The following is a 20972-nucleotide window of genomic DNA, read 5'->3' on the forward strand; positions in this document are numbered from 1 at the left end:
AATATCAATAAATCTAGATAAATAACTATCTAAGCTATTTCATAAATGTGAATGATTCACTGCATTTATTTTTTTATAAAATCCCCTAATAACTTATTTATTTCAATTTCTTCTTCCAGTGATTCTTCTTTATATTCATTGATACGTACCCATATGGAGTTCTTTTGAACAGCAAAATAATGTCCTTTGTCCAGCAATATTTTAGCAAATTCATTAGTGTTTTCCTGGTTTTTAAAATGTATGTACCCTGTATAGATAATTGTTAACAGTTCATTCTCTACTTTCATAACATTTTATTATATTTGTAATATTTAGTTATAGTATTTTAAGAAAAACTTATCATTACTTTTCAAATGCTCTACCACAACCCCTGATACTATCCTTAACCTTATAATAGATTGCATTAAAGGAGGTCCACAACATGCGATTTAGCGTTATTAAATATGAAGAGGAAAAAACAGCTTACTACAACCCCAAAGCCTTTTATAGGGATGAAAACATGATTATATTCCCTTTTGAAGAATTTGACAACTTCTATAATGAAATGGTACAGAATTTAAATGTTGTTAAAAATATTTTAAACGAGGCTCTAAGTTCCGACTCACCCCATCCTCCAATAAGAGATTTAGAACGAGTAGAAGACTGGATCAACCTCATATCAGAAGACGTGGACCTCTTACTTAAATTTAAAATGCAAAGTACACTTGGATCCTTCAGGAGCAGGAATTCAGCCAGAACTAAACTTTCATTCAAAAGCCCCCAGATAGAAAGTACCCTTCCAACATGCCCTAAAGAAGAGATTCAGTGTCTAATGGGATTATAGGACGAGATTGAACTTGCAACTTATTTAAAATATCTGCAAGTTCATGATCCAAATCCATTTAACTTTGAATAATTTAAAATTCAAAGAATTTAAAAAGAGACTTTGATTAATCTACTAATTTTTCAATATAATCAAGACTTTCTAAAATTTCATCCTTGTTTGTAACTTCTACAACAAGTACACCCTCAAAGTTCTTCTTATTCAGACCTTCAAAAAGTGATTTAAAATCAATGTCTTTGCTTCCAACTGCATTATGGTTATCAAATGATCCATCATTGTCGCTCAGGTGGAAGTGCCCAATATTATTATATTTTAAAATTTCACCAATAGATATACCTGTATTATATGCATGCCCAACATCGACAGTCATGAGTGCCCCAATCTCCTGAACTAACTCATTAAGTTCTCCAAGGTTTTTGCAAGTCATTCCTTCCATATCGGGCATATTTTCAACACACAGCTTTATTCCACGTTCTTCAGCAAATTTTGAACATTCTTTAAGTGAAGTTAAACTGCTTTCTTTGATTTTTTCTGGAAACTTTCGTGCTAAAAATGCCATATGGCCCGGGTGCACAACAACTACTTCAGAATCTATTTTAGAAGCTAAATCAATCGAATTTTTTACCTCTTCAACTGAAGCCTTTCGTATAGACTCATTTAAAGAAGCAATGTTGATATCAGAAAGAGGAGCATGTATACTTGTTTTTATATTATAAGAATTCACAAGATCATGATCTATCTTGTTATAAGGATATTCCATCATTAATTCACAATATTTGACATTTATACTTGCCAAATAGTCCAGTATCTCTTTAAGGGACATTGGAAACAGTGCAAGTGTTGATACTCCAATTTTCATGATTATCACCAAAAATAAGTTGGAATTAAATAATATTTAATTCCACGCTCTAATATTTATAGAATTCAAAGTTTTATTCGTTTCTAACCCTGGCCTCTATAGGGATATTTCTTTTAAGTGCATCCATTATAATGCCCGCAAGTTCTATATCCTTTTTAATTTTAATGGTACCTTTTTTACCGACTGTTGCAGTAAATAAGTATTCATCTTTCACCAAAATATCAAAAGGAGTGCCTATATTATCTTTACCAAAGTTCAGTACCACATAATTTCCAGAAAGCTGGACATCTACATTAAACATTTCTTCATTTCCACTTGCTCTAAATGGTTCAACACCTATGCTTATTCCTATTCTTCTTTCAACTTCGTCAATTGTCTTTCCTTTTTTACCTATAAGCTTTGGAATATATTTTTCATCCATCCAGACAGTGGCACGTTTGTCCGATTTCATGTCAACTTCAACACGGGCTCCAGGAACTGTTTTCTTAATCTCTTTTATTATTTCACGTTCTGCAATCTTTTGAACTGGAGTTTTCTCATAAGTGGTTACTCCCACTTCCATAACAATGGTTTGCTCACCATAGGTGTATATCTCATGTGTAAGGTCTCCGGTATCAAAATTACGGATTTCTATAACTGGTCTTGAGAGATCTGCCTCCAGCATTCCAGATGGAACTTTTACAGTAAGTGCAACATCATAAACTGCTTCCACATTTCCATTATTTATAAAAATAGTTGTGTCTACAATTGATGGGATTATTCCAAGTTCTACCCTTCCAAGTATCCTTTGAATTGCATCTATAGGTTTTGTAGCATGTACAACACCAATCATGCCCACCCCTGCAAGCCTCATGTCTGCAAATATCCTGAAATCCCTTGTTTTCCTTAATTCATCATATATAGTATAATCAGGACGCACAAGCAGTAGTATATCTGCTGTTTTCTCCATACTTCGTTCTAAAGGTGCGTATTGAGTTATTTCCGCGCTGACCTGTAAATCACGTGGTGATTCCATAGTTTTGACAATGGAGTTGAGGTTTTTACTGTAAAATTCTGCAATTGCCTGGGCAAAAGTAGTTTTACCTGCGCCTGGCGGACCTGCAATTAATATTCCTTTAGCTCTTTCCCTTAACCTCTCAATAAGCTTATCTGGAAGTCTGTAGTCATTTAGAGATACCTTTGCAACTGGTCTTACTACTGTTATCTCAAATCCATCAGAAAACGGGGGCCTTGCAATTGATATCCGGTATTCTCTAAACTGAACAACAGTTGCACCTTCCCTTTCTATCTCAATAAAACTCTTGAAGTCGCTTTTTGTCCTTTCCATAATTTCTTTAGCCATACTCTCAATTTCATGGTATGCTAAAGGCCTTGATCCTAACCTAACAAGTTTTATGTTTCCAGGTGTCCCCTTCTTTGCCATAGGGACCACGTCTTCTTTTAGATGGACTGACATGGTTTCATCATCAAAGAACTTGGCTATTTCAAGTTCGGTGTACCCCACCATTTCCTGTTTCAGGTACATAACATCGAGTCCTTGAGCTTTTGCAACTTCCATCTGGACCCTATCACTAGTAATTAGTGTAGATTCTGTTTTTTGAGCCGTATCTCTTATCATAGCATCTATTTCTCCTCCTTTTGCCATAGATATTTGCTCAAGGGTGGGTCTTTTCCCTATATAAATTAGGTCTATGATACCATCATTGTAGAGTTCTTGAAGATTCTTTAATTCTTCCAAACCATTGAACCCCGTTTCTCTTCCCCTATTAGCCTGGTTTTCCAATTCAGATACAACTGCTTCAGGAATTACTACTTCACATCCCTTAAATTCGTCTTCCTGGACAATTTTAGTAATTCGTCCATCCACAATAACGCTAGTATCTGGAACTATTTTCATTTTATTTTCTCTCCATAAATTTTTAAACTAAGATATGTAATCTTAACTTTTATCATAAACTTCATCTGGATTAAATACTTTATTTCCTACAATTTCCAGTTTATCATCTATTACTTTCCTGAAAAAGCAGGATTCATACCCTTCATGGCAGGCCCCGCCTTTTTGGCTAACTTTAATAAGAACCGCATCTTCATCACAATCAACACGTATCTCTTCAACGTGCTGGAAATTGCCTGAACTTTCTCCTTTAAGCCAGAGCTTCTGGCGTGAAGTACTCCAGTAATGTGCTTTTTTTGTTTCTATTGTCTTTTTAAGGGCTTCTTGATTCATGTAAGCCACCATAAGAACTTCAGAAGTTTTATAATCCTGTGCTATTGCTATGACTAAGTTCTGATCGCCTACTTTGTGTCTAAAATTAAAATTGCATTTTTCAGTATTCATTTAATATATCTCCAGTTCATCGCGTAATTTTATGGCTAAGTTATCAAGACCAACTAACTCTTGATTTCCAGATTCCATATTTTTTAATGTAACTTTTCCGCCTTCAATATCCCTTGCACCAACTAAAACCGCGTATTTTACTCCTAAATGGTCTGCATAAGATAACAATTTTTTGACTTTTTTCCTTGCAAGGTCAACATCCGCTGAAATTCCATTTTTCCTTAAGTCTTGAACGATTTTAAACGACTCTTTCCTCATATTGCCTGACAATGGTGCAACGAATACATCTACATGTCCTTCCACTGGAATCTCTGCATTCTGTTTTTTAAGAGCTTCCATAACCCTATCAAATCCAAATGCAAATCCTGTAGATTCTACTGGCTCACCACCAAATATCTCTATTAAATTATAGGTTCCCCCACCACTTATTTGTTTTTGTGCACCTAGACCATGTACATAAATTTCAAATACCATTCCCGAATAATAATCCAGTCCACGAGCTATTCCAAGATTGACGATGTAATTGGTGAATCCAAATGTCTCAAGGTGATTTAAAAGATCTTCAAGATCATCCAATGCTTTAAAAGCACCCTCACACTTTTTTATAATACTTCGTACTTCACCTATCACTTCATTGTGTCCTTTTATCTCAATTAGCTTCAAAAGGATTTCTTTAAGAGACAAAGAGATATCCATACTATTTAATAAATTTTCGAGTTCTTCAACATCTCCTTTATCAACTAAACCCATTATCTGTCCCTGTTCATCTCCAGGGATTTTTGCATCATTTAACAGGCTTCTAATGATTCCCAAATTTCCAATGTGGAATTCATAATCAGTTAAACCAATTTCATTAAGACAGTGAGCAGCCATTGCTATAACTTCAGCTTCTGCTTCTGGAGATTTGCCCCCGATAAGCTCGCATCCAAACTGCCAGAACTGCCTGAACCTACCTGCCTGCGGGCGTTCATACCTGAAACAGCTGCCAAAATAGTACATTTTAATTGGTTTTGGACTTCTTTGAAGTTCATTAAGATAAAGTCTAGATACCGGTGCGGTTAATTCCGGCCTAAGAGCTAGATCTCTCTCACCTTTATCTTTAAAGTGGTATATCTCTTCTTTAATTGCCTCTCCTGATTTCATGGTAAAAAGAGATAGATCTTCAAATATCGGCGTTTTAATTTCACCGTAACCATAATTTTCGAATACTCGTCTGAATGTATTTTCAACGTATTTTCTCTGTTTCATTTCATCTGAAAGAAAATCACGTGTTCCTCTAGGTCTTGATATTTCCATTATAATCCTCCAAATCAAAATAAATAGATCGCATATTGTTAAATCTAAAAAAATGATATTTTTTGATACTCTTTAAGTATCTATAAAAGTCATTTAAAATAATTTTGCAAAATTTAAAAAGTTACAGAAAAGTTGATCTAATTTTGAACACAATATCTCATTCATAGTACTTCAAATACTCCCTCATCATTTTAGGGAATGATTTTGCGCTTAAAAATCTCAGCCCAAGCCTTTCAGCCCAGACTTTTATACCTTCATCGGCTGCCACAACTCCTGCCCCTAACTCCTTAGCAAGAAGCAGACAATCAAGATCAGGGGCACTGTCAAGAGTACCTTTTCTTAATGCAGCCCTGTATTTTTTTCTAAAGTCTTTTATAGCATTTCCAAGAACTTCAAATTCAATGTCTGATTTTTCCTGCCCTCGTCCTAATCTAACCATAGATTCTACGGCAGTTTCCCATATGGCATTTTCTGATATTTTCATACCTTTGTTCATCCTTTCCCTCATGTCATGAACATACTCATAGAATATTTCAGAAGGTATTTTAGTATCATATCTATTTGGGCTTTTTTTTACAATCCATGTCTCTGTTTTTACCAGTATATCTTCAGGGCATTCGTACCTAGTCATATAATTTATAAATTCTTTATAAGTAATAGGAGGCATGTGACAGCTCATGTTAAGTTTTATCCTTGATTTAGCAATTAAATCTATTAAAATATCCACAGTAGTGGCCAGGTCTCCTTCTCCAATTTCATCTCTAAGCTGTGTATCTGTAAATGCAGTTGTATCCAACACAAACCTCTGTTTTGCAGGCATTATACTCCCTCAATATCTGAAAAAACTATATCTTTCCAAATCATGTTTTATTTAAACCCAATAAATATTTAATTAACTATCCTTGAGTTACTGTATCCAAATCATAGGTTTTAATAGATTATGAGTGATTAATCAGGAACATTTCATACTTTCCAGATTAAATTTCTTTTTTACAATATTATCTAATCTCGATTACATTAATTTTTATTTAATCAATGATATAAAATATTCTAAGAACTAATGTAATGATGATAGAAATGATAACCGGTAAAACAAATGTCGTAGGGGTAATAGGCGATCCCGTGGAGCACAGCTTATCTCCACCAATGCATAATGCTGCTTTTAAACATTTAAAGATGGATTACGTTTATGTGCCGTATCATGTGAAAAAAGGCATGCTCAGTGATGCAATAGCAGGTTCGAAATCACTGAATATAAAAGGGTTGAACGTTACAATTCCGCATAAAACTAATGTAATCAAATATCTCGATGAACTTGATAAGTCTGCAGAGCTCATTGGAGCAGTTAACACCATTAAATTCGATGGAAACCATGCAAAAGGATACAATACAGATGGAATAGGTGCCGTAAAAGCTATTGAAGAAGTGAACAGCGTAAAAAATAAAAAAGTTATCATATTAGGGGCAGGCGGCGCAGCCCGTGCAATCTCATTCCAGATAATTATGGACGGGGCAGAGTCCATTGTAATTGCAAATAGAACAGCTGCAAATGCAGAGCAGCTCCAGAGAGATCTGGTTGAAAAACTGAATGCAAATGTTAAGAGTATAGATCTTGGTGAAAAACTCGAAATTGAACTTTCAAATGCCGATATTTTGATAAACACAACTCCAATTGGAATGTATCCAAATGTAGATCAGGAACCGCTGGTTAAGGCTGAATTGATGCATGAAAATTTAGTTGTTAAAGACTGTGTTTATAACCCATTACAAACAGGACTAATCAAAGAAGCTGAAAAATGTAATGCTAAAGTAGTATCCGGGCTTAAAATGCTTATTTATCAAGGTATGGAAGCATTCAGAATATGGACTGGTGTGACTCCACCTTTAGAAATTTTTGAACGCTCCTTAAAAGGCCAGTTTGAATAACTTATTAACCCATATTTTTATTTAAATGATTTAAAATCAATTTAATGATAATTAACGGAGCAGAGGTAATAATCATGGAAAACATCACTATAACAGACAACCATATCCATGTGGATCCACATAATGGTGAAGGTCCCATTGAGGTTGCAAAAAAATTCCAGAGGGCTGGCGGAAATGTGATGATCATCCCCAACAAACCAACATGGACAGTCGGAAAATTGTGCAGCTTTGAGGAAGCAATGGAACTTGTTATCAAATGTGTGGATAAAATAAATACAGATACCGATGTGAAGGCATTTGCAGTGGTTGGTGCCCACCCTGCAGAACTCTCAAAACGTGTGGAAAATGGTATGGAACTTGAAATGGCAGAAAAAATGATGATGGGCACGCTGGAAGATGCGCAAAAACTTGTACTTGAAGGAAAAGCTATTGGAATTGGCGAAGTCGGCAGGCCGCATTACGAGGTTCCCCCTGAAGAGCTTGAAGCCCACAACAGGATCATTTCATACGCCATGGAACTTGCATCAGATGCAGACTGTGCTGTACAGCTCCACACAGAAGATACGGGACCGAAACAATTTTTAGAATTTGCTAGAATGGCAGATAAAGCAGGTTTAGATAGACATAAAGTTATGAAACATTTTTCAGGACCTATGGTTAGTGTTGATGAAAATCACGGCTTGACACCTTCTCTTATTGCAACAAGAACCGTTGTAACTGAAGGGCTTAAAAAAGGAACTAATTTTTTAATGGAAACCGATTATATGGACATGCTCTCGAGACCTGGCGCAGTTTTAGGTCCAAAAACAGTTCCAAGGCGAACAAAAGAGCTCTTAAGAAATGGGACTTTAACTGAAGAAGACGCCCATAAAATCCATGTGGAAAATGTAGAAAAAGTTTATGGAATTGATTTAGAATAAACGCACGATAATCAATTCTAAATCTAATCTTCTTATTCTAATTACTGAATTATGAATAATTTTTGATTTGACTATTTTTAGGTTACAGCTTGTTAAATAAGCTTAAGTTCAGCCTTCACCAATCAGAATAGATATTGTACCGATTACAATCCCAATTATTAAAACTTCAATACCTGCCTTTAAAATGTTTTCTCGAGATACTTTTCCAAGGTATACACCCAATATAAATAATGCCGTAAAACAGAGGACCAATGTAGTTAAAGTAGCTGTTAACCTGGCTGGAATTAGAAGGAAAGGAAGTATGGGGACAAATGAACCTATAAAACTTGAAAACCCATGGGTAAACATGCTCAAATAAACTCTTCGTTTAGCCTGCTTGTGTATAATGGTCTCATCAAGATCACCTTCATTCAGCATCATTTTTTCTTCGAGTTCACGCAGTGTCCTTGCTTCTTCTGCCCGTTCACCTATAAAAGAACCAAACGCATTTGAGAGAGCTAATGCAATCCCCGTACTTAATCCAGTAAGACATACTGCATAATTAGAAAGGGGGTTCCCACTGGCTGCTCCCACACTACTTGCAGCTAATGTTACTGCCATAACTGCAAGAATTCCGTCTAAAGTACCTAAAGCGACATATCGGCTCATTTTAAAATATTCTTCAATTAATTCTCGTATGTTCATTTCTTATTTTTCTCCAATATACGATCTGTTTAGAATGTTCATAAAATCAGATGTTTATACTTTTATATTAATAAGTTATTTTAACTTCATTTATTTTTAAAATTTCTGTTTTGAGGACGGGAATTTCACTTTTTACAGTTTCCCAAACCACATCAAGATCACAGTCTTCATTTTCAAGGACATCTCTAACATTTGCAATAGTTTCCCATGGGATCTCAGAATATTTATCTTTAAAATCCTGTGGCATGTTTTTAACCGACTCTCCGATGATTTTAATTCTCCTGATTACTGCTTCTTGAACAAAATTAGTATTTAAAAAGTCTTCTTTAGTTATGTCCTTTGTATAATCTTCGATGAGCTCGATAGATTGTAAAATATGGTCTAGAAATATATTTGAAGTCATATGAGTTCAACACAAAAAGTTATTTTAGGGTATTAGTAATTTGATCATATTTATTTTTTTTCTTAATATGTATTCTTGTAATTTATTCCCAGGTAAATCTAATTTTATAATGACATCCCGATGCAATATAGGATCAAAAATTAAGAAAAAAAGAAATAATTAAATAAATAATTCATAATTTAAAATTAAGCTCTTCCTAACTCTTTATGAGCTCTTGCAAGATGTCCTGCAGCCAAAGCAGCCATCAGTGAAAGCTCACCTGCAAGTACAGTCCCTGCAATGATTTCGGCAAACTTATGGACCTTTTCATTTCCATAGACACCCATAATTTCGAGGCATTCACGGGCTGTGCCAATACTTGTACCCCCACCAACGGTTGCAATCGGAACGTCTGGAAGTGTAACTGAGAAGTAAAGGTCCCCATTTTCCTCTCTGGATGCAGTTGTTATTCCAAGGCTTCCCTCAACTATGTGGGCTTCGTCCTGTCCTGTGGCTAAAAATATAGCGCCGATCATGTTTGCATACTGGGCGTTAAATCCCATACTTCCAGAAATTGCAGATCCAATCAGGTTTTTAGATGTGTTAACTTCAACAATGGCTTCAGATGTTGATTTAAGCTTTTTCTCAACTATTTCCTTTGGAACGATGATCTCTGCAACAAGGCTTTTACCTCTTCCCTCTACCATGTTTATAGAAGATGGTTTTTTATCCACACATACATTTCCACTTGATGCGATTACATGGGCTCCTGTTTTATGCGATAAAAGGCTTAAAGCCGCTTCAGTAGCTATTGTAACCATATTCATACCCATACTGTCCCCTGTTGTAAATACAAATCTAGGGTAAACATACCTGCCTACTACAAGTATCGGGTCAATTTTTATAAGCATTCCATGTCTTGTGGTTACTTCTGCCGCTTTTTTGAGCTCTTTAAAGTTATTTTCAATCCATGCTTTAATTTCAAGCGCATCAGTTACAGATTTGGCTTTTATAACTGGTGCCCTTGTCATTTTATCACTGATTATTTTGGTTGTAACCCCGCCTGCTTCGGTTATAGTAGAACATCCCCTGTTTATAGATGCTATAAGAGCTCCTTCAGATGTTGCAAGGGGTACGTAAAATTCTCCCTGGGCATAATCTCCATTAATCTTAAGAGGGCCTGCAATCCCAACAGGTATCTGAACTGCACCTATTGGCTGTTCAATGTTCTTTTTAGATGCACTTTCCATATCGATTGAATAATTTGATAAATGTTCAATTTTAGAATTGCTTACTTCTTCTACGAATTTACGCCTGATTGCCACTGCTTGATCAACATTATCAGTGTATTTTTCAATTTCACGAAGTTTAATTTCCCCAGTTTTAAGTTTATCTATAATTTCTCTTTCATTTATCATAATTATCACCAATAGGTTTTATTTAAAATTTAAAAATTAAAAATCATTTTAAACTCCATTAAATGAAGATATCTGTATTTTATATAAAATAAGTTTAAATTATGATTAAAATAAGAATTATTTTAATGCATTTTTTATAACTTTTACAATTTCAGAAGGCGCTGAAGCTACAGTTACACCCGCCTCTTCAAGTGCGGCTATTTTACTTTTTGCAGTTCCGCTTTCCCCTTCAATAATTGCACCTGCATGCCCCATTCTTTTACCTGGAGGTGCAGTAACTCCTGCAATATAAGCCACGACTGGTTTTGAAATATTTTTACTTATGAACTTCGCCGCGTTTTCTTCAGCATTTCCTCCAATTTCACCAATCATCACCATCGCGTCGGTGTCGTCGTCGTCTTCAAACCTTTGAAGCACATCTGCAAAGTCCATACCAACAACAGGGTCTCCCCCTATACCTAAACATGTGCTTTGGCCCATTCCTGCATTGGTTATCTGATTTGCAACTTCATAGGTTAATGTACCACTTCTTGAAACTATTCCAATGTTTCCTTTATTAAAAATATGTGTAGGCATTATTCCAAGCTTTCCAACACCAGGAGTTATGACTCCCGGAGTATTAGGACCTATTACAATGGTATCATTCCTTTTTGCATATTCTACAATTTCCATTGTGTCATGCACAGGAATATGTTCAGTAATTATAGTTACAATATCCAGCTGTGAAATAGCTTCAAATGCCGCGTCCTTGGCAAATGGTGCCGGAATAAAAATAATTGATGCATTTATATCTGGATTTTCTTCTTTAGCCTCTTCTACTGAATTATAAATATTTACAGGCCCTAATTTTTGGCCTCCCTTTCCAGGAGAGGTACCTGCCACAATATTTGTATTGTAAGCAATCATCTGTTCAGTGTGGAAAGACCCCTGCTTTCCTGTAGCCCCCTGCACAATACAGCGGGTATTTTCATCAAGAATTATCATAAGTTCACTCTCCCGAGATTCTCATTCTTTCAAAAAGGGGTACTGCCAAATCCATAACATTTCCATTCATAAAAGCAGTAACTGACATTATAACGCCCCTTGGTATCACATAAGAAGGTGTTCCTCTTTTAACAAGATTCACGTGCTGGTTACCGACAGCTGCACCTACCATAGCACCTGCTACAGTTCCAACACTCTCTATATTTTCTATTGTTGCAACAACTACAGGATCATCTGTTTGATCTGAAGTGTAACCTACACCTGGTATTTTCAGTGTTCCTGTAACTCCTCCACCGCCGATATCTGTGACATCATCCATACCTTTTGCTGCCTTTATAACAGAATCTGCAACCTTACCTACGATTTCTTCGCCACCATATGTATCAAATGCAATAATTACAGCATCGGGATATCTATCTTCTCTTATTTTTGCCTCAGCATAAGAAATGCCTTCCCCTGCACCTTCAGGAGTTTTTGATATCCCACCTATATCTCCAAGGCTTTCTGCATTTTTACGCAGTATGTCTATTATTTTAGAATTAACAGATTCTAATTTATCATCCTCAACAAATGCACTTATAACCACATCGTCCCCTGTAATATTAGTTAAAGCCGCTTTATACGCTCCAACATCCAGTAATTGTGAAATATCATTTTCTATATTCTGGATAAGAGAACAGCTGCAGGAGACATCATTTATTGAGATATCTGCACCAATAGCAGTTAGTTTCAAGTAATCACCCTTAATTAAATTTAATGTAATTTTGTATAAGCTATATTTCAATGAACTGCTTTTTATACTTTTATAGGCTATCATCCTCTTAGAGTATTAAATAAACGCCCATATCTATAATATATTATAAAAATTTACTGTGCTTGTGCCTGTAAATTTAAGTGGAATCTTCTTGAAAAAGTCAGTTTAATTTAAATAAATCATATTACTCAAAAATAGACTTATTAAATACATAAAAAATAAAATAAAACTTTATTAGCCCAATTTTATCTTTTCAAAGAAAGTAAAATTTGTATGTATCCTACAAAATATCAAAATAAACCTTTTTATATGTAAATTCGTAACTTATTTTAAACAAAAATATGAAAAATAGATGAAAACTACTTAAAGTAGAGTAAGACTAATATGATATCTATAAATTCATATGAATATATAAAACGACCAGGTAGTACCAATGTTTCAAAAAACAATGATTTGTGTCCCCATAATTGAAAAAAGTCCAGAACTTGCCCTTCAATCTGCAGAAAAAGCTATTGATCTAGGTGCAGATATACTGGAACTTAGAATAGATGTACTTGAGGATCCAGATCCTGACAGGGTTCAACAGCTTATCCAAGATATGGACTACCCAACCATTGCAACAAACAGAGTACAAAGTGAAGGCGGATTTTTTAAAGGATCTGAAGAGGAAAGAACCTCACTCCTAATAAAGGCTGCAAAATATGCAGATATAATAGATATAGAACTGCAAACAGATGAAGAAATGCGGGACGAAGTTGTAAAAGCAGCAAAATACACCATAATATCTTATCACGACTTCCAAAAGACCCCTTCATTTGAAGAACTTTTGAATGTGGTTAATGCAGAAAAAGAAATAGGGAACATAGCAAAATTTGCTGTAATGCCCAAAGAATATAAAGACACTTTAACTGTTCTTAACGTGCTTTCGGAAGTTCCAAATACCATAGGAATTGCTATGGGCAATCTCGGTAAATATACGAGAATAGTGGCGCCTATCTTTGGGTCTCCAATTACCTTTGCATCAATTGATAAAGGATCAGCACCAGGACAGCTTGATATTAATACTACAAAAGATATTTTAAGGAAATTGATGGTGATAGATTGAAAGTAAGGTCATGGTTTGTTATAGGAATAATTATATTAGGAGTTATGGCTACTTCAGCCTGTATTGCTCCTTCAAATAATATTGGAATAACTATTGATACGAATGGTACAAATGTAACCGTTAAATCAACCACATTTTTAAGTAATCCACCATCACAGATGATGTCTGAGATGGAGCAACAGGCTTTAACTGACATAGAAAGCTCTAACAGTACAGTTGAAAGCGTGAAAAGTGATATGCAATCTGTAGCTAAAAAATATAATTATACAGTTAATGTTACCATAAAATCCCAGTTTGGAACTGATCAGCTCCCCATGCCTGCTCAAGTGAGTGGAACTTCTATGGTTCCAACTTTACAGGATGGACAAAGCATAGTCGTCCTTAAAACAAAAGATTTTAAAGTCAACGATATTGTAGTAGCCGTCCATCCAGATTATGGTTTAATAGTAAAAAGAGTGGGCCAGATTAGTGGAGATCAGGTTTACTTAATAAGTGACAATAAAAATATAGAAACCACTACTGTAAAACTGAGTAACGGAGCAGTTGAAACCATTACAAAAACTCCATATAAAGGATGGCTTCCAAAAAAGAACGTTATTGGAGTCGTAAAAGAATATTAAATGGATTTCAAATCCATCTTTTTATTTTTCATCTGTATGTTATTTTTAATTTAGCTTTAAACTGAATTTTTTATGAGGTTAATTAAATGAATGGACAAAATAGAAGGGATATATCTCCAGGTATGGAGGTTTATATAGTTTTAAAAAAAGATCAACGCTCAGGGAAAAAGACTAGAGGTATAGTTAAAGATATACTCACAAATTCATCATTTCATCCACATGGCATAAAGGTGAGGCTGCAGGACGGCCAGGTTGGAAGAGTACAGGAAATTATCAAAAAATAGAAGGATTATTTTTTAGTGAATGACCTAACTTTTTAAACTTATAAACTTTCAATTTTCGATGCCATCAAAATTCAAAGAATTTTGGGGCATGAAAAACAGAGTTTTTCACGGTTACGGAGCTATCAAAAATTCTCCGAATTTTTGGAGCGCAAATCATAGATTTGCATGCTATACTCTATAAATATCGCAATCAAAGATTGTGAATGCATTGAAATTAAAAATTTCAACAGGTTTCATTCAACGTGCCAAAATCTATGATTTTTGACAGCTGGAGAAAAAATGCAAAACACATAAACCAATTATTTTATTAAATATTGTCAAAAATATTTAGTCATTCACAAATCCACTTAACAGCTCATTTATATTGCCTACAAACTCCAAGCCTGCATTTCTACCAGTTCCAGAGAATATAATATCTCTTTCTTTTTTTATGTAGAATTTAACATGAATCTTAGAATTTAAAGACTCGTTTACCCTTGATGTCATTTCTCCAAGGGATGGTGCTGGAAGATCAACTCCTTCCGTTCTTTTGGCATTTATTTCCAATATTTCTTCTTTATTTTCCAGTTTAATTTCAATTATATCATCATTAACTATTAATTTAGAAACTTTAGTCCCGTTATATTTTGTAAACCTGTGAATTTTACCATTATACAGTAATCCAAATATGTATCCTGTAAAATAATTTCTAAGCCATGGAATTTTAGCTACAGAACCAAATAAAGATATTCCATCATTTTCAAAGTGATTTGTCTGCATCCATATCCATGAAGAAGGCATAGAAGTTCCCCAATCTTTTTCAATGTACCCTTTACCTCCATTAAAAGATATTTTATTATCATTTATATCTACATATCCTTGAATACAGTGATCAAAACTTAAAACTCCATGATAACACTCCATTTTAGGTACAAATGCATACCAACCCATAACTCCTGGAGATAATAGTCTAACCGGCCATGGAATTATATTACTAAAATTAAGGTCGGCCTTGATTTTATTTTCTCCATCATCAATATCCAGATGAATATTTTTAAGGCTGAAAATGTTTTTATGGATTTTTATTTCAAATTGGGATTTATCTGCCCAGAACTCACTTTTTTTATAAGTAAAATAGTACATTTTATGGTTTTTTGCATCTAAAAACATTACAAAAGCATGGGATTTTTTAGGATCCCTTGAAAGGGAAATTCCAGGTATTATCGAATATGCAGTTTTTTCTTCTTTGTCTATTGACTTGAAATACCATCCTTCAAAATAATCCCTTTTTTTACCTCTTCCCTGAAATATTTCCGGTTTCCACAGATTGGCCATATAACACCACTTAAAAAGTAAAAAATAATTTAACTTAATTCGGATAATCTCTTAATCCTTTTTACCATGTTTGGATGTGTTGAAAATATTTCCATTATTTTATCAGCTGTTTTTACCCTTGTTTTGGTGTATTTAATCTGTGCAAGTTCGCTTTCACTTATGGTACCATCTTTGTCCAGGTCCATTGACCTTAGGTCATCTATCTCGTTCCTTGCATCTGAAATGTCATTTGCAAAAAATGCTTTTACACCTTCCACCTGTTTCAAGTCCTCTTTGCTGATCATTGCAGATCCATAAACTAACTTGTAAAGAGCACTTGCAAGGTAATTTGGCTGGTTTCCCAGTTCAACACTTCCTGCATCGGCATAATACTCTCGAACACGAGATACAAATAATACTATAAGATTTCCAAGGAAATACGCAATTAAAGCCCCAATTCCAATTATGGCAGTGCCGTTGTCCCTACCTCCATCTGAAAATAATGTGCTGATGTATATCCAGTAACAGATAAGGGGCACAACACTGATTAAAGTCATGACCACCATATCCCTGTGATTTATATGGGACATTTCATGGCCTAAAACTGCTTTTAATTCATTTTCATTTAATAATTTGAGAATTCCACTTGTGACACATATGCGGCCATCTTTTTTGCTTTTTCCAAATGCAAATGCGTTTGGTATGTTAGTTTCAGAAATTCCAATTCGAGGTTTAGGGATATTTGCCCTAGCTGCTAAATCTTCTACCATTTGATGAAGTTTTGGGGCTTCTGCTTCTGATACGTATCTCACACCCATGGTAATCTCTACCATCTTTGGACCGATCATGTACTGAATAAAAGTCCAGAGCAATACAAAAATTCCAAAGGTTAAAGGCCTCCCATATCCAAAGTAAGTGCCTATTAAAGCTATTATCACGTAAACCAGTGCAAAAAGCAGCGCTGTTGCAAGAATTAATCTGAGATTCAATTTCCATGTATTTGGGACTTTCATTTTAAACACCAGATGTTTTAATCTTAATAATTATCAATTTAAATTTAATCACTGACTTATAAATAATTTTGTAATTAATGCATTTATAATCCAAATTCAACATTTAACATCAATCAAAAATAAAAAATGATAAAAACAGCGGAGTGAAATAGTGCGAAATTTTAAAAAGTTTCAATATTCGGTAGTTGCTGGTTTCATTTTAGTAATCAGTTATATTGCTATTTCAGTAATTCTAAGTAATAACCAATATCTTCAACAGACTATAACCGACATATCATCCATTTTAATAAATTTCACAGCAGCACTCTGCTTATTTTATGCTTCTTATAAATCAAAAATATATGGAAAGCAGATTCAGTATGCATGGCTGCTGCTTGCACTGGTTTAGCTTTTTTATGCTGCAGGAGATGCCACATGGACATATATCTAGTTATTTTTATATGAAGCCCCTTTTCCATCTTTAGCTGATGATTTATATCTCCGGTATTATGTGTTATTTGCAACAGGGCCCATACTACTTTCAAGACCTCTTATAAACACTGAAAGAATATATAAGACCATTCTTGATATTTGAATTATTTTAACATCAGCAGTGTTAATTTTCTGGACAACTTTAGCTTTACCAATTACAACAAACAATTTTTTACCGTTATCTTTAACATTATACTATATAATTCGAGATTTCGTCCTTTTCTTCCTGGTACTCAATTTAATCTTGAGACAGCCCACTAAAAAGGTGATATATCCCTTTTTGTTACTTATTGGAGGGATTTCTGCGTATATCATTACAGATACCATCTTTAGTTACTTCTTTTTAAATGGCAGTTATGCTTCAGGCAGTTTAATTGATACTGGTTGGATAATTGCCTTTATTTTAATTGGACTTGCGGGAATATTATATGGAAACAGAGCTAACATAGAACATCCTGAAATTATACACAATATACGCCCTAAACATGTCATATCTTCATTCATACCCATAATATGGGAGGTAAAGCAATATTCATGCTGATTTGGGGATACTATAATTTACCTTCTTCTAATTTTGATATTATTCAGTTAAAATTTGTAATTTTTATGATCCTTGTTTTAATTAGATACCTGCTATCTATTTTAGAAAAGAAAAGATTTTTTAAGACCTTAAAACAATAAATAGCGCAATTGCAAGGTAAATAGCTACTCCAAGGCCAATAGAAACCCAAAAACCATATTTTGGAAGCAAATAAAGGACACAAATTAAATATAAAATCCATACAGGAGTAAGAATAAGAAGTCCCGTTGTATATGAAGACACTGCATCCAAACCAGCCGCATAATATATTGTAAACAAAGTAAAAACCGTTGCAAATGGAAACATTGCAAAAAATGCCGCCAGTAAACCCTGTTTTTCACTTCCAAAGTAAGTGGCAATTGTGACAATGGATCCTCCCAAAATAAAATAGACAGCATATTTTATAATTTCTCCAATCATAAACTGACCTAAAAGTTCTGTTTATTAATTTTATATGATTGAAGTATTAATTAAATATAGTTACATATTATTTATCTTAAAAATATCTTCCCTATATTGAATTATGCTCTAAAAAATACTCTACTAAAAAAGAAATAACTCATTAAATTTGATTTCTGGCCTTATACTTGTATACAAGATAGATTATTCCAGCTATAACTCCCATTACAACGATTACATCCATTATATGAAAATAACTTTTAATTGTATCCCACTTCGGGCCAAGCATAACTCCCATATAACCAAGTGCAAAAGCCCAAGGTAATGAACCAGCAAAAGTGTAAATTGAAAATTTTTTAATGTCCATTTCAGCTATTCCTGCAGGTAAAGAGATAAATGTACGTATACCTGGCAAAAATCTGCTTATAAAGACCGCCTCAGGACCATATTTTTCAAACCAGTGATCAGCTCGGTCAAGTGATTTGTAGCTTATGAAAACATACTTACCATATTTCTCCAGTAAAGGCCTTCCACCTTTTAAACCTATAAAATATGCGATTATGGATCCAGCTAAATTACCTAAAGCACCTACAACAGTTATTCCCCACAGAGTCATATCACCCTTAAATACTTCAAACCCTGCAAAAGGCATTATAATTTCACTTGGAATGGGAATGCATATACTCTCAAGAGTCATTGCTGCAAATACGCCACCATATCCAGAATAATGTATAAGATCGATGGTTGTCTGACTGATAAATTCGACTATACCAATCATAGGTTTAAAGAGTTGGTTGATTTGACATATAAAACTAGTTACGTCTTTTAAAAAGACAATAATATTATATAAAATAGATCACTATTATTCTATAAAATGTTCCAAATCTTATTTTAAGAATATAAAATTATTAGGTGTAAAAATGAAACTTATTAAACTCAATATTGAAACTTTTCTTATATTCCTACGAGGACTGTTCATGGGGTCCGCAGATATAATCCCCGGTGTTTCAGGGGGGACAATTGCATTAATTACAGGTATTTATGAAAGATTGGTACACGCAATAAGTCGTATTAATTTTAAATTTGTATTATATCTATTTAAAGGAGATTTTAAAAGATTTAAGCAAAGTTTAGTCGAAGAAATAGATTTTGCATTATTTATTCCGCTACTTTTAGGTATTGGTATAGCAGTTCTTACAATGTCAAAGGTCATATCATTCCTTTTAGTTACTTATCCAGCAGCTACATTTGCATTTTTCTTTGGTTTAATACTCGCATCTGCAATTTTTGTTTATAAACATGTGGATGAACTTAATCTAAAAAATATAGTCTTTTTAATTATTGGTTTTGTTTTTGCAATTATTTTTGTGGGATTAAATCCAATTCAAGCCAATCACTCACTGCCTATCATTTTTATCTCAGGAGCTATAGCCATATGTGCAATGATATTGCCCGGGATCTCTGGTGCATTCATGCTTCTCCTCTTAAACCAGTATGAATACATGATAAATGTCTTAAATCACATGCAGTTCGTTGAAATAATCACTTTTTGTCTTGGGGCTCTAATTGGAATTCTCTCCTTTTCAAGGTTTTTAAATTACCTGTTAAACAACCACAAGTCAGTTACCATGGCATTCCTGGTTGGTTTAATGATCGGTACTCTCAGACTTCCTTATGAGAAAATAGCCTTTAGCACAGAATCCCCTATTGTTATCGTGGTCGTTGCAGTTATTGGATTTATTTTAGTGTTCTTATTAGAAAGACAGTTTGAACATAAACCTCTTCCAGGTGCAACTAAACATAAATAAACGTTAATTTTTTTATGATCAAAAATTTGACAGCCTTCAAAAATCGTAGATTTTTGGGGGATTTACTCAAATTTTTTAAATTCCCGGGGATTAAATCCATATTTTAAAAGAGTATTGCTGTCTTCACTGCTAAGATTCTTTTCTTTAACTGGAGGTATCGGGCTTCCAGTTTTTGCAAAAACCACGCCGCTCTTTTTATTTGCCGCCAAAAATTTTCCTGCATTTCCATTTACAATTATAGACCCTTTAATCATATCTATAGCTGTAAAATCATCACAGTTACCATTTATAATTACAGTTCCTCCATTTAAGAGAGCTGCAGTGTTTTTTCCAGTATTTCCATTGATCCTTACAGTACCTTTTCTCATTAATATTCCTGTACTCAAGTCAACATTTCCATTTACAATTATCTCTTTATCCCCATCTAACCTTGAGCCTACAGTATCTCTGATCATTCCATCATCTATTATAATCCTTCTACCCTCTAACTGGTTTCCCTCAAGTTTATCTCCTTCCAAGCCGTTCATCATGATATCTGTAATGGATTTAAATTTTTTATATCCTTTCATATCTGATTTAACTTTAACCAGGTTACCAATGGGTTCCTTTACATTGCCTTTTACATAGATACTACCTTTAACCATGCTTATTCCCATTCGAGTATCAACATCACCATCTACTATTATGTCTCCGACATCGATTTCTTTACCGGTTCCTCCAAAGAATTTTAAATCTGTGCCCATACTGGAACCTAATCTATGACCTGCATTTCCATTTATTTTAATATCGCCGCCATTTTTAAGATGGCCAACCATATCTCCGAATGTAATGTCAGTATCTACAATTTTCCACTCCGGAGCCAGTTTTTCCCCTTTATGCTGCCAGTAAAAGTTGTATGTAAAATCACCAAGACAGTCCACTGGTTCTGAAATATCTATTTCCAGAATGTCCCTTTTTTTCTCCTTTTTCCTACCAAAAAGATTCATGATATTCCCCTGAATAATTTTCTTTTTGA

The 20972-nt window shown here is 34.3% G+C and carries 26 protein-coding genes; 9 read left to right on the top strand and 17 right to left on the bottom strand.

Annotated elements, in window-relative coordinates:
• Positions 1-65 precede the first annotated feature (65 nt).
• Positions 66-287, bottom strand: coding sequence for a hypothetical protein (locus tag AAGU07_RS04755; RefSeq protein WP_342458014.1), 222 nt, complete (start codon positions 285-287; stop codon positions 66-68).
• 134 nt (positions 288-421) lie between these two features.
• Here AAGU07_RS04755 and AAGU07_RS04760 point away from each other — a divergent pair, with 134 nt between their 5' ends.
• The gene (locus AAGU07_RS04760) at positions 422-823 is read left to right on the top strand and encodes a hypothetical protein (protein WP_342458015.1); all 402 of its coding nucleotides are present in this window, start codon (positions 422-424) and stop codon (positions 821-823) included.
• Positions 824-929: 106 nt separating this feature from the next.
• On the opposite strand, the gene AAGU07_RS04765 is transcribed toward AAGU07_RS04760, so the two are convergent.
• The 5 genes from AAGU07_RS04765 to AAGU07_RS04785 all read right to left on the bottom strand — a co-directional run bounded on the left by AAGU07_RS04765 (position 930) and on the right by AAGU07_RS04785 (position 6136).
• A complete protein-coding gene (locus AAGU07_RS04765) occupies positions 930-1682 on the bottom strand; it encodes a sugar phosphate isomerase/epimerase (protein WP_342458016.1) in 753 nt (250 codons plus the stop codon).
• Positions 1683-1755: 73 nt separating this feature from the next.
• A complete protein-coding gene (locus tag AAGU07_RS04770) occupies positions 1756-3579 on the bottom strand; it encodes a PINc/VapC family ATPase (protein WP_342458017.1) in 1824 nt (607 codons plus the stop codon).
• A 42-nt stretch (positions 3580-3621) separates the two neighbouring features.
• Complete coding sequence (gene hisI, locus AAGU07_RS04775; protein WP_342458018.1) at positions 3622-4020, bottom strand: phosphoribosyl-AMP cyclohydrolase; 399 nt, start codon at positions 4018-4020, stop codon at positions 3622-3624.
• On the bottom strand, positions 4021-5316 hold the full coding sequence (gene hisS, locus AAGU07_RS04780) for a histidine--tRNA ligase (protein ID WP_342458019.1): 1296 nt from the start codon (positions 5314-5316) through the stop codon (positions 4021-4023).
• Between the two features lie 157 nt (positions 5317-5473).
• A complete protein-coding gene (locus tag AAGU07_RS04785; RefSeq protein WP_048080076.1) occupies positions 5474-6136 on the bottom strand; it encodes an RNA ligase partner protein in 663 nt (220 codons plus the stop codon).
• Positions 6137-6393: 257 nt separating this feature from the next.
• Between AAGU07_RS04785 and aroE the strand changes: the two genes are divergently transcribed.
• Together aroE and AAGU07_RS04795 are read left to right on the top strand one after the other, a co-directional pair.
• On the top strand, positions 6394-7242 hold the full coding sequence (aroE, locus tag AAGU07_RS04790) for a shikimate dehydrogenase (protein ID WP_342458020.1): 849 nt from the start codon (positions 6394-6396) through the stop codon (positions 7240-7242).
• A 74-nt stretch (positions 7243-7316) separates the two neighbouring features.
• The gene (locus AAGU07_RS04795) at positions 7317-8162 is read left to right on the top strand and encodes a TatD family hydrolase (protein ID WP_342458021.1); all 846 of its coding nucleotides are present in this window, start codon (positions 7317-7319) and stop codon (positions 8160-8162) included.
• Positions 8163-8270: 108 nt separating this feature from the next.
• Here AAGU07_RS04795 and AAGU07_RS04800 read toward each other — a convergent pair whose 3' ends face one another.
• From AAGU07_RS04800 to AAGU07_RS04820, 5 genes are all read right to left on the bottom strand, one after another.
• On the bottom strand, positions 8271-8846 hold the full coding sequence (locus AAGU07_RS04800) for a TIGR00267 family protein (RefSeq protein WP_342458022.1): 576 nt from the start codon (positions 8844-8846) through the stop codon (positions 8271-8273).
• Positions 8847-8913: 67 nt separating this feature from the next.
• Entirely contained in the window at positions 8914-9249 is a 336-nt protein-coding gene (locus AAGU07_RS04805) for a DUF86 domain-containing protein (RefSeq protein WP_342458023.1), read from the bottom strand.
• 185 nt (positions 9250-9434) lie between these two features.
• Positions 9435-10643: a hydroxymethylglutaryl-CoA reductase (NADPH) gene (gene hmgA / locus AAGU07_RS04810; RefSeq protein WP_342459340.1), complete on the bottom strand. Its 1209-nt coding sequence runs from the start codon at positions 10641-10643 to the stop codon at positions 9435-9437.
• Between the two features lie 120 nt (positions 10644-10763).
• Positions 10764-11630, bottom strand: a complete 867-nt coding sequence (gene sucD / locus AAGU07_RS04815) for a succinate--CoA ligase subunit alpha (protein WP_342458024.1) — start codon at positions 11628-11630, stop codon at positions 10764-10766.
• Between the two features lie 4 nt (positions 11631-11634).
• Positions 11635-12363 carry a hypothetical protein gene (locus AAGU07_RS04820; RefSeq protein WP_342458025.1) on the bottom strand — a complete coding sequence of 243 codons (729 nt, stop codon included), beginning with the start codon at positions 12361-12363 and terminating at the stop codon, positions 11635-11637.
• A 454-nt stretch (positions 12364-12817) separates the two neighbouring features.
• Here AAGU07_RS04820 and aroD point away from each other — a divergent pair, with 454 nt between their 5' ends.
• The 3 genes from aroD (at position 12818) to AAGU07_RS04835 (ending at position 14393) form a co-directional block, all read left to right on the top strand.
• The gene (aroD, locus tag AAGU07_RS04825; RefSeq protein WP_342458026.1) at positions 12818-13489 is read left to right on the top strand and encodes a type I 3-dehydroquinate dehydratase; all 672 of its coding nucleotides are present in this window, start codon (positions 12818-12820) and stop codon (positions 13487-13489) included.
• The gene (locus AAGU07_RS04830) at positions 13486-14109 is read left to right on the top strand and encodes a S24/S26 family peptidase (RefSeq protein ID WP_342458027.1); all 624 of its coding nucleotides are present in this window, start codon (positions 13486-13488) and stop codon (positions 14107-14109) included. The genes aroD and AAGU07_RS04830 overlap by 4 nt, the downstream gene beginning before the upstream one ends.
• 86 nt (positions 14110-14195) lie before the next feature.
• A complete protein-coding gene (locus tag AAGU07_RS04835) occupies positions 14196-14393 on the top strand; it encodes a YwbE family protein (protein ID WP_342458028.1) in 198 nt (65 codons plus the stop codon).
• Positions 14394-14720: 327 nt separating this feature from the next.
• Here the strand turns inward: AAGU07_RS04835 and AAGU07_RS04840 are convergent, their stop codons facing one another.
• On the bottom strand, positions 14721-15707 hold the full coding sequence (locus tag AAGU07_RS04840) for a tocopherol cyclase family protein (RefSeq protein WP_342458029.1): 987 nt from the start codon (positions 15705-15707) through the stop codon (positions 14721-14723).
• A gap of 29 nt (positions 15708-15736) precedes the next feature.
• Complete coding sequence (locus AAGU07_RS04845; RefSeq protein WP_342458030.1) at positions 15737-16699, bottom strand: M48 family metalloprotease; 963 nt, start codon at positions 16697-16699, stop codon at positions 15737-15739.
• A 151-nt stretch (positions 16700-16850) separates the two neighbouring features.
• On the opposite strand from AAGU07_RS04845, the gene AAGU07_RS04850 reads away from it, so the two are divergent.
• Positions 16851-17087, top strand: a complete 237-nt coding sequence (locus AAGU07_RS04850; protein WP_342458031.1) for a hypothetical protein — start codon at positions 16851-16853, stop codon at positions 17085-17087.
• 98 nt (positions 17088-17185) lie between these two features.
• Here the strand turns inward: AAGU07_RS04850 and AAGU07_RS04855 are convergent, their stop codons facing one another.
• Complete coding sequence (locus AAGU07_RS04855) at positions 17186-17338, bottom strand: hypothetical protein (protein ID WP_342458032.1); 153 nt, start codon at positions 17336-17338, stop codon at positions 17186-17188.
• 112 nt (positions 17339-17450) lie between these two features.
• Between AAGU07_RS04855 and AAGU07_RS04860 the strand changes: the two genes are divergently transcribed.
• Positions 17451-17711 (top strand): hypothetical protein, encoded by a 261-nt coding sequence (locus AAGU07_RS04860; RefSeq protein WP_342458033.1) that lies wholly within the window; start codon positions 17451-17453, stop codon positions 17709-17711.
• A gap of 120 nt (positions 17712-17831) precedes the next feature.
• Here the strand turns inward: AAGU07_RS04860 and AAGU07_RS04865 are convergent, their stop codons facing one another.
• Entirely contained in the window at positions 17832-18170 is a 339-nt protein-coding gene (locus AAGU07_RS04865) for a DUF3147 domain-containing protein (protein ID WP_342458034.1), read from the bottom strand.
• Positions 18171-18312: 142 nt separating this feature from the next.
• Positions 18313-18927: a DedA family protein gene (locus tag AAGU07_RS04870; RefSeq protein WP_342458035.1), complete on the bottom strand. Its 615-nt coding sequence runs from the start codon at positions 18925-18927 to the stop codon at positions 18313-18315.
• 199 nt (positions 18928-19126) lie between these two features.
• On the opposite strand from AAGU07_RS04870, the gene AAGU07_RS04875 reads away from it, so the two are divergent.
• On the top strand, positions 19127-19957 hold the full coding sequence (locus AAGU07_RS04875) for a DUF368 domain-containing protein (RefSeq protein WP_342459341.1): 831 nt from the start codon (positions 19127-19129) through the stop codon (positions 19955-19957).
• 62 nt (positions 19958-20019) lie between these two features.
• On the opposite strand, the gene AAGU07_RS04880 is transcribed toward AAGU07_RS04875, so the two are convergent.
• The gene (locus tag AAGU07_RS04880; RefSeq protein ID WP_342458036.1) at positions 20020-20943 is read right to left on the bottom strand and encodes a hypothetical protein; all 924 of its coding nucleotides are present in this window, start codon (positions 20941-20943) and stop codon (positions 20020-20022) included.
• Positions 20944-20972 lie beyond the last annotated feature (29 nt).

The organism is Methanobacterium sp. (assembly GCF_038562635.1).
Classification (GTDB): Archaea; Methanobacteriota; Methanobacteria; order Methanobacteriales; family Methanobacteriaceae; genus Methanobacterium_D.

Coding starts and splice junctions, on each gene's coding strand:
- AAGU07_RS04785 (WP_048080076.1), bottom strand. CDS start 6,136: ATGCCTGCAAAACAGAGGTTTGTGTTGGATACAACTGCATTTACAGAT.
- AAGU07_RS04805 (WP_342458023.1), bottom strand. CDS start 9,249: ATGACTTCAAATATATTTCTAGACCATATTTTACAATCTATCGAGCTC.
- AAGU07_RS04835 (WP_342458028.1), top strand. CDS start 14,196: ATGAATGGACAAAATAGAAGGGATATATCTCCAGGTATGGAGGTTTAT.
- AAGU07_RS04840 (WP_342458029.1), bottom strand. CDS start 15,707: ATGGCCAATCTGTGGAAACCGGAAATATTTCAGGGAAGAGGTAAAAAA.
- AAGU07_RS04795 (WP_342458021.1), top strand. CDS start 7,317: ATGGAAAACATCACTATAACAGACAACCATATCCATGTGGATCCACAT.
- AAGU07_RS04800 (WP_342458022.1), bottom strand. CDS start 8,846: ATGAACATACGAGAATTAATTGAAGAATATTTTAAAATGAGCCGATAT.
- hisS (WP_342458019.1), bottom strand. CDS start 5,316: ATGGAAATATCAAGACCTAGAGGAACACGTGATTTTCTTTCAGATGAA.
- aroE (WP_342458020.1), top strand. CDS start 6,394: ATGATAACCGGTAAAACAAATGTCGTAGGGGTAATAGGCGATCCCGTG.
- AAGU07_RS04865 (WP_342458034.1), bottom strand. CDS start 18,170: ATGATTGGAGAAATTATAAAATATGCTGTCTATTTTATTTTGGGAGGA.
- hisI (WP_342458018.1), bottom strand. CDS start 4,020: ATGAATACTGAAAAATGCAATTTTAATTTTAGACACAAAGTAGGCGAT.
- aroD (WP_342458026.1), top strand. CDS start 12,818: ATGTTTCAAAAAACAATGATTTGTGTCCCCATAATTGAAAAAAGTCCA.
- AAGU07_RS04875 (WP_342459341.1), top strand. CDS start 19,127: ATGGGGTCCGCAGATATAATCCCCGGTGTTTCAGGGGGGACAATTGCA.
- AAGU07_RS04845 (WP_342458030.1), bottom strand. CDS start 16,699: ATGAAAGTCCCAAATACATGGAAATTGAATCTCAGATTAATTCTTGCA.
- AAGU07_RS04770 (WP_342458017.1), bottom strand. CDS start 3,579: ATGAAAATAGTTCCAGATACTAGCGTTATTGTGGATGGACGAATTACT.
- AAGU07_RS04870 (WP_342458035.1), bottom strand. CDS start 18,927: ATGATTGGTATAGTCGAATTTATCAGTCAGACAACCATCGATCTTATA.
- AAGU07_RS04760 (WP_342458015.1), top strand. CDS start 422: ATGCGATTTAGCGTTATTAAATATGAAGAGGAAAAAACAGCTTACTAC.
- sucD (WP_342458024.1), bottom strand. CDS start 11,630: ATGATAATTCTTGATGAAAATACCCGCTGTATTGTGCAGGGGGCTACA.
- AAGU07_RS04765 (WP_342458016.1), bottom strand. CDS start 1,682: ATGAAAATTGGAGTATCAACACTTGCACTGTTTCCAATGTCCCTTAAA.
- AAGU07_RS04755 (WP_342458014.1), bottom strand. CDS start 287: ATGAAAGTAGAGAATGAACTGTTAACAATTATCTATACAGGGTACATA.
- AAGU07_RS04880 (WP_342458036.1), bottom strand. CDS start 20,943: ATGAATCTTTTTGGTAGGAAAAAGGAGAAAAAAAGGGACATTCTGGAA.